This window comes from Paenibacillus sp. 2TAF8 (assembly GCF_052114825.1).
Classification (GTDB): domain Bacteria; phylum Bacillota; class Bacilli; order Paenibacillales; family Paenibacillaceae; genus Paenibacillus.
Genome location: NZ_JBFRFN010000051.1, coordinates 1 through 2,012 on the forward strand (window position 1 = coordinate 1; position 2,012 = coordinate 2,012).

2 protein-coding genes are annotated in these 2,012 nt (G+C 39.7%); both read left to right on the plus strand.

Annotated elements, in window-relative coordinates:
* On the plus strand, positions 1–1,236 hold a 1,236-nt coding region (locus AB4Z30_RS29850; protein ID WP_441931223.1), incomplete at its 5' end, for an ABC transporter substrate-binding protein.
* Positions 1,237–1,320: 84 nt separating this feature from the next.
* Positions 1,321–2,012, plus strand: a 692-nt coding sequence (locus tag AB4Z30_RS29855; RefSeq protein WP_441931224.1) for a carbohydrate ABC transporter permease, incomplete at its 3' end; no start/stop codon positions are given.

Below are 2,012 nucleotides of genomic sequence, written 5' to 3' on the forward strand. Positions count from 1 at the left end.
GCTAATGCCGCTAATGCCGGTGAGAATGCAACAGAATTATCATTTTGGACATTCGTAGATTTGCAYGGCAAGCATTTGGATAAAATGCTGGGGTTATGGAACCAACAGAACCCAGACAAACAGATTAAGTTRAATGTAACGGTTATGCCTTACGATGATATGCAYAACAAGCTCTTATTGGCAGTTACAAGCGGAAAAGGTGCTCCTGATATCGCGGATATCGAGCTWGGTAAATTCCCKAAATTCTTGGAAGGTGACAACGTTCCCCTGGAATCTTTGAATGATGTATTTACACCATACAAAGACACTGTTGTTCCTTCACGTGTYGAGATTTACTCCAAAGCCGATCAGGTTTATGGCTTTGATTATCACGTAGGTGCTACGCTTGCTTTCTACAACACTGAAATTCTCGAACAAGCAGGTGTTGACTACAAGACAATCAAAACGTGGGAAGATTACAAACAAGCAGGTATCCAGGTTTACGAAAAGACTGGCAAGTACTTAGGTACTGCTGATACATCAGCTTCGTTCCAAGCATCGTTGCTACTAGCTCAGCAAAATGCTGATTTTACAGATGAAAATGGTAATCCAAAAGTGAACTCGCCTGAAATGATTAAAGCGTTTGAAATGCTAGTCGATCTGCAGAAGAACAATGTTATTCATACGATCCCTGGCGGACAACCCGACACAGAAGAAGCAAAGGGCGAATATAACAAAGGCAACTACGCAAGTGCATTGATGCCCGAGTGGTACATGTCCCGCTTTGTAAACGAAATGAAAGACCTTAAAGGTAAGTATGCAATAGCTCCATTGCCTGTATTTGAAGAAGGTAATCCTCGTTCCGTTGGCTTAGGCGGTACTGGCACAGTGGTTACTAAGAATGGTAAAGACGTTCAGTTGGCAAAAGAATTTGTAGCCTTTGCTAAGCTTTCGAAAGAAGCTACGACTGAAATCTGGAATACACTTGGATTTGACCCAATCAACATGGAAGTATGGAAAGATGATGCAGTTACGAAAAACCCTGAAAATGAATACGTCCAATACTTTAAAACAAATGCATTTGATACTTTGAATGAGATCAAGGACGAAATTAGAGCGATAAAGTCCGTTAAAGCTTCACCAACCATCGGCAATATATTCAATACGGTTACTTTGAATGCGATCTTTGAAGATGGCCAAGACGTGAAGGAAGCGTTGGATGAAGCACAAGCAGCAATTGAACAAGAATTGAAATAAATATAATAAGTAAATGATTTGATTAAACCTGTTGGCAGGTATAGTGGTCGGCAGGTTTAACCATAGTCAAGGGAGATTGAGAATATGATAAAGAAATTTGTATACTCTCAAAAAGTTGCACCTTATATTTTCGTATTACCATTTATACTCATATTTTTGATGTTCTGGTTTTTCCCGCTTGTAAATTCATTCGTAATGAGTTTTCAAGATAGGATGTTGGGACAGGATCCTAAATGGATTGGTGAAGCGAATTATTCGAAATTGCTTACAGATAAAGTGTTTTTGATATCTATTAAAAATAGCGTTGTGTACATGTTAGGAACCTTAGTGCTGTTAATTCCCTTTCCCATGTTATTCGCCGTTATGATCAACAGTAAGTTAATGATGGGAAGRGAGTTTTTTAAATCTTCGTTCTTTCTCCCTGCCTTGACATCTGTCGCAGTTGCGGGTACCATTTTCCGCCTGACATTCGGTGAAATGGAAGGTTCATTAATGAACAGTTTCCTGGGCCTATTTGGTGTAGAGCCTATTAAATTTTTGAAAGATGGAAATTGGAGTATGGCAGCACTGTTAATCCTCGCATGTTGGAGATGGACAGGCGTTAATATGCTTTACTATCTATCGGGTTTGAAAAGCATCGACAATGAATATTATGAGGCTGCTTCCATTGACGGGGCATCTGCTTGGCAGAAGTTTAGAATGATCACAATGCCATTATTAAAGCCGACCACGGTATATGTTACCACAATTAGTGTTTATGCAGGTTTAGCCATGTT